Here is a 5,551-nt window from a genome sequence, read left to right on the forward strand (position 1 = left end):
GCATGCGCGCATCATCTGGCGGCACGTCCTGCCGAACTCTCTGGCGCCGCTGATGGTCATCGCGGCGGTGAACTTCGCAGTGGTGGTGATGCTGGAGGCGACGCTCTCGTTCCTCGGCGTCGGCGTGCCGATCACGCAGCCATCGCTCGGCATGATGATCTCCCAGGGCAAGGACTTCATCTATGCCGGGCAATGGAACCTGATTCTGTATCCCGGCGCCGTACTGATGGCGATCGTCTTCTCGCTCAATCTCCTCGCCGACTGGCTGAGGGACGAGTTCGACCCGCGAACCCTCAAAGCCTGAGCGCAGAACCACAGGAACGTGGCCATCGCGCCCCGCGCTCGCCGCGCGCCGGGAGTCAGAGGATGTCGTCCCGGATGCAGGCCTTGCGGTGGCCGGCATGAATCTCGCGCAACTGCGGCACTGCCCTGGCACAATCGGCGATGGCATAGCGGCAGCGGGTGCGGAAAACGCAGCCGGACGGCGGGTTTATCGGGCTCGGCACGTCCCCCTCGAGCACGATTCGCTTGCGCTTGGTCTCCGGGTCGGGCACCGGGGCGGCCGAGAGCAGCGCCTCCGTGTAGGGGTGCTTGGGGTGGTGGATGATCTCCCGTGCCGAAGCCGCCTCCATCACCTTGCCCAGATAGAGGACCACGATCCGGTCCGAAACGTACTCGACCACCGCCAGGTCGTGCGCGATGAACAGCAAGGTCAGCCCAAGCCGCGCCTTGAGATCGCGCAACAGATTGATGATCTGCGCCTGGATCGAGACGTCGAGGGCCGAGACCGGCTCATCCGCGACCACGAACTCCGGATCCACGGCAAGGGCACGCGCGATACCGATCCGCTGGCGCTGCCCGCCCGAGAACTCGTGGGGAAAGCGACTGGCGTGGTGCGGTTGCAGGCCGACCGTCTCGAGCAGACTCGCCACCTTCTCGCGGCGGTCCCGCCGGCCCTTGACCAGCCTGTGCACCTCGAGTGGTTCGCCCACGATCTCCTCGACGCGCATGCGCGGATCGAGCGAACCGAACGGGTCCTGGAAGACCAGTTGCGCCCGCCTGCGAAAGGCGCCCAGCTCGCCGGCCGGCTTCGAGGCGATGTCCTCGCCGTCGAAGACAATCTTGCCCTCGGTCGGGTCGATCAGGCGAAGCATCGTGCGCCCGACGGTGGTCTTGCCGGAGCCGGACTCGCCAACCAAGCCCAGGACCTCGCCGCGCTGGATGTCGAAGGAAACGTCGTCGACCGCTTTGACGTGGCCGACCGTGCGCGACAACACGCCTCGGGTCACCGGGAAGTAGGTCTTGAGACCGCGAATATCGACGAGCGGCGCACTCATGCCGCGTGCCGGCCGTCAATGTCCCGCCAGCGGAGACAGCGAACCTCGTGTCCCTGGCCGCAAGGCTCGAGTTCCGGAACCTCACGGTCGCATAGCCCCTGAACGGCGAAACGGCAGCGGGGATGGAACGAGCAGCCTTGCGGCAGCGACCTAGGATCCGGAACGTTGCCGGGAATCGCCTCCAGCGCGTCTTTTGTCATCTCCCGGTCCAGCCGCGGAATCGAGCGCATCAGCGCCAACGTGTAGGGCATGCGCGGCCGGCGAAAGAGCGATCGCGCGTCGGCTCGCTCGACCACCCGCCCACCATACATGACGACGACGCGGTCGGCGATCTCGGCAACCACCGCAAGGTCATGCGTTATGAACAAAATCGCCATGCCGAGCTCCGCCTGGAGCCGCTTCATCAACTCCAGGATCTGCGCCTGGATGGTGACGTCGAGCGCGGTGGTGGGCTCGTCCGCGATCAGGACCGACGGATCGCAGGACAGCGCCATGGCAATCATGATGCGCTGGCGCATGCCCCCCGAGAGCTGGTGCGGATAATTGTCGAGCCGCGCCCGAGGCTCGGGAATCCCCATGAGGTCCAGCATCTCGGCTGCGCGGTCCCAGGCGGCGCGGCGGCCCAGGCCCTGGTGGAAGCGGATCGCCTCGGCGATCTGCTCGCCCACGGTATAGACGGGGTTCAGCGCCGTCATCGGCTCCTGAAAGATCATGGCGATGTCATTGCCGCGTATGCGCCGATACTCGCGCTCTCCGATCTTCGTCAGGTCCCGGCGGCGCCCCCCCTGATCGAACACGATTTCTCCGTTCACGATGCGCCCGGGGGGGGAGCTTATGAGTCCCATGGTCGCGAGGCTGGTCACCGACTTGCCGGAGCCTGACTCACCGACGATGCAGACGGTCTCGCCGGGTTTCACATCGAACGAGACATCGTTGACCGCCGGCACCACTCCGTCCTCGGTGGCAAACTCGACGCGCAGATTCCGTACCTCCAATAGAGGCGCCACGCCGCGCGCGGCGGTGCCCAGCGTGGAGTCTGCCATTGTCTCTCTTCCCGAACTCATCGGTCGCATACTGCGCTGCCCGAGGCACGCTAATCAACGGCACGCATGCTATTTTCGAGCGCAAAGCGCAACGAAGGCAGTCCGCTTACAATCGCCCCTCCTTCATTCCGGGCACCAGGCAACAGCCGTCGCATGCCGCCAGAGCTCTCGGACAGGTGCGGCTCCCCATCGAAGGATCACTGATCTTCAACTACATCGCGCCGATCCGCGGTGCGGCGCTCGCCGGGCCCGAATGGCACGACCTTGTTTTGGCCGTCGTGACCTATGTCGGCTCGGCCTAGAAAGGGGATGGAAGAGACGGCGCACCAGTGCCGGACCAGTTCCTCCTCGGTCTGGCCGAACGGCGGATCGTTCGGCGGGATGGCGCTGCATCGGCCCAGCCTGATTCCCGCGACCCCCCGGATCCCAAGGTTGCTGGTGATATGGAACAGGAAGCGGTCGATGCGGTACATGTACTCGGCCACTTCCTCGAGCATGAGCACGTGGCCGGTCAGGTCCGGCTGAAGTGGCGTGCCGAGAATCTGGCTGAGCACCGCCATGTTGAATGCGGCAGTCGGGATGCCGGGCGAGACGCCAGGCTCGAGTGCGTCTGGCGCACCATCGACCAGAAAGGTCAGCGCCCGCCCGACGGCGGCCTCGCCGCCCTCGCGCAGGATGTCGGACGGCATCGGACCGTGGGCGAGCCGCGTGAAGCCAGCCTTGTACAGACCGGCCAGCAGGCAGCCGGTATCGCTGTAGCCCAGATAGGCCTTGCGCCGCGCGACTGGCGCCAGCCGCGCGATTGCCGCCTCGGAGATGCGGCACGAGCCATAGCCCCCCCGGGCGAACCACAGGGCATCGAAGCTGCCATCGTTGGCGATGTCGAGAAACGCCTGCGTCCGTGCGGCATCGTCGCCCGCGAAATGGCCAGCAGCCAGGAAGCATTGCGGGTGGAACCACAGGTCGACGGCCCGGCCCGGGCCGAGGTCCGCCGCGATCTTTCCAACGCGCTCGGCGGCGTCCGGCGCAAGCCGCGACGCGGGCGCCATGACGCCGATCCTGATCCTGTCTGCGGACACGCAAATGCTCTCCGACTGCCGGTCGTCTTGTCAGTCCCCGACCATCGCCCTACTCATCGCGCATGGGCCAGGGCAAGCATTACTTTTTTTGCGGCATCGGCGGCAGCGGCATGCTGCCCCTGGCGCTGATCATGCGTGGCCGGGGCTGCGTGGTCGAGGGCTCCGACCGCGGGCTCGACCAGGGCAAGACCGCCCCGAAATTCGATTTCCTGCGCCGCCACGGCATAAGGCTCCACCCGCAGGACGGCAGCGGGCTGACCAGCGCCGATCAGGTGCTCGTCACCTCGGCCGCGGTGGAGGACAGCGTGCCCGACGTGCAGGCGGCGCGCCGACTGGGCGCGCAGGCCGTCACCCGGGCCGAGCTGCTGGCCTCGATCTTCAACGCCGCCGCGCGGCGCATCGCTGTGGGGGGCACCAGCGGCAAGTCCACCACCACGGGCATGACCGGGTGGATCCTGAAGTCCGCCGGGCTGGATCCCACGGTGATGAACGGCGCGGTGATGCGCAACTTCGTCACCCCGGACATGCCCTATGCCAGCGCCCTGTTAGGTGACAGCGACCTCATGGTCAGCGAAGTGGACGAGAGCGACGGCTCCATCGCCCTCTATGCGCCCCGTGTGGCGGTGCTGACCAACATGGCGCTGGACCACAAGTCGCTCGATGAGCTGCGCGTGCTGTTCCGCGCCTTCATCGGACGCGCCGAGCGAGTCGTGCTCAACCTCGACAATGCCGAGACGGCGGCCCTGGCGCGCGGGCTGACGCCCGGCCGGGCAACGACCTTCAGCCTGAACGAGAGCTCCGCGGATCTCCATGCCGGCGGAATTTCGCCCGCGGCCGACGGCATCGCCTTCGAGGTGACCGAGCGCGGCCGTGGCACGACCTGCCCGGTGCGTCTGCGCGTGCCGGGCAGGCACAACGTGGCCAATGCACTGGCCGCGATCGGGGCTGCGCGCGCCCTGGACGTGACGCTAGAGCAGGCGGCCTCGGCGCTAGGCCGCTTTGAGGGCCTGAAGCGCCGGCTCGAGGTGGTCGGCATGGCCGGCGGTGTCACGGTAATCGACGACTTCGCCCATAACCCGGACAAGATCCTCGCCACGCTGGAGACCCTGCACGCCTTTCCCGGCCGCCTGCTGGTCATGTTCCAGCCACACGGATTCGGCCCGCTGCGCCTGATGAGGGACGGCTTCATCGACTGCTTCGCCCGACATCTCTACGCAGACGACGTGCTGATCATGCCGGATCCGGTCTATTTCGGCGGCACGGTCGAGCGTACGGTCACCAGCGAGGACATCGTGCAGGGCGTTCGGGCGCGCGGCCGCTCGGCGCACGCCTTCGCCGAGCGGGCGCGCTGCGGCGACAGGCTCGTCGAGCTTGCGCGGCCGGGTGACCGGATCGTCGTGATGGGAGCGCGCGACGACACCCTGTCGACATTCGCCGCTGACGTGCTCGGTAAGCTTGCGCGCCGAAGCGCGACGCCCGGCAGGGGATAGCGGGTCCTTGCGGATATCCAGCGCAAGGCTCGGCGCGCTGGTTGGTGCGGCGCGTGGGGAGCAGCGCTGAATGAGGTCAGGTAGCGAGCCGAGCGCCCACGCACCGCCGCCGATCCAGGCACGGGCCGCCCGGCGTGCTTGACGGCGGCGCCCGTAGGCGCCCGTGGGAGGATGACGGAACTTGCGCGGCCGTCTACGCCGGTGTGCCGAGGGGATACCGCCCGAACAAGAGCAAGCTGATCGATCTGGCAGCGATGACTGGGACCGCGCGATCGCCACTCCGGGCGCGGCGAACCGCTGTCGCTCGCGCCGTATCTTGATGTGGCGCGCCATACGGGACGGTTGTCTGTCGATCGTCGGCTACCGGTATTTCGCCCCGGCGGTTCCGCTTGATCGGCGCCCCGGACGGCAGCAAGATTACCCCACCGATGGCCGGTCGAAGGCGTCGGGCAACAATTGGTGAGTCGAGATGGACAAGGTCCGGTTCAAGGCCGGGGAGGTGATTCTCTCCGAAGGCGAGGAGGGCAACAGTGCATTCCTGATCCTCAGTGGCAGCGCCGAGGTGATCGTCGGTGAGGGGGCCAGGGCGAGAGTCGTCGCGA

At 67.4% G+C, this 5,551-nt stretch carries 6 protein-coding genes; 3 read left to right on the forward strand and 3 right to left on the reverse strand.

From position 1 onward, the window contains the following. The coding region (locus AC32QD_RS16335) for an ABC transporter permease (RefSeq protein WP_492011573.1) at positions 1-304 on the forward strand (304 nt) is incomplete at its 5' end. A 55-nt stretch (positions 305-359) separates the two neighbouring features. Here AC32QD_RS16335 and AC32QD_RS16340 read toward each other — a convergent pair. From AC32QD_RS16340 to AC32QD_RS16350, 3 genes are all read right to left on the reverse strand, one after another. Further along, complete coding sequence (locus AC32QD_RS16340; protein WP_492011574.1) at positions 360-1,337, reverse strand: ABC transporter ATP-binding protein; 978 nt, start codon at positions 1,335-1,337, stop codon at positions 360-362. After that, entirely contained in the window at positions 1,334-2,380 is a 1,047-nt protein-coding gene (locus AC32QD_RS16345) for an ABC transporter ATP-binding protein (RefSeq protein WP_492011575.1), read from the reverse strand. The genes AC32QD_RS16340 and AC32QD_RS16345 overlap by 4 nt, the downstream gene beginning before the upstream one ends. Before the next feature lie 197 nt (positions 2,381-2,577). Next, positions 2,578-3,459: an LD-carboxypeptidase gene (locus AC32QD_RS16350; RefSeq protein WP_492011576.1), complete on the reverse strand. Its 882-nt coding sequence runs from the start codon at positions 3,457-3,459 to the stop codon at positions 2,578-2,580. Positions 3,460-3,521: 62 nt separating this feature from the next. Between AC32QD_RS16350 and AC32QD_RS16355 the strand changes: the two genes are divergently transcribed. Together AC32QD_RS16355 and AC32QD_RS16360 are read left to right on the forward strand one after the other, a co-directional pair. Then, positions 3,522-4,949: a UDP-N-acetylmuramate--L-alanine ligase gene (locus AC32QD_RS16355; protein ID WP_492011577.1), complete on the forward strand. Its 1,428-nt coding sequence runs from the start codon at positions 3,522-3,524 to the stop codon at positions 4,947-4,949. A 469-nt stretch (positions 4,950-5,418) separates the two neighbouring features. Then, the coding region (locus tag AC32QD_RS16360; RefSeq protein ID WP_492011578.1) for a cyclic nucleotide-binding domain-containing protein at positions 5,419-5,551 on the forward strand (133 nt) is incomplete at its 3' end.

The sequence above is a fragment of the Thermohalobaculum sp. genome, from assembly GCF_058622915.1.

What these genes read in the sequence shown, in the direction of transcription:
- AC32QD_RS16355 (WP_492011577.1), top strand. Translation starts at nt 3,522, where the DNA reads ATGGGCCAGGGCAAGCATTACTTTTTTTGCGGCATCGGCGGCAGCGGC.
- AC32QD_RS16345 (WP_492011575.1), bottom strand. Translation starts at nt 2,380, where the DNA reads ATGGCAGACTCCACGCTGGGCACCGCCGCGCGCGGCGTGGCGCCTCTA.
- AC32QD_RS16340 (WP_492011574.1), bottom strand. Translation starts at nt 1,337, where the DNA reads ATGAGTGCGCCGCTCGTCGATATTCGCGGTCTCAAGACCTACTTCCCG.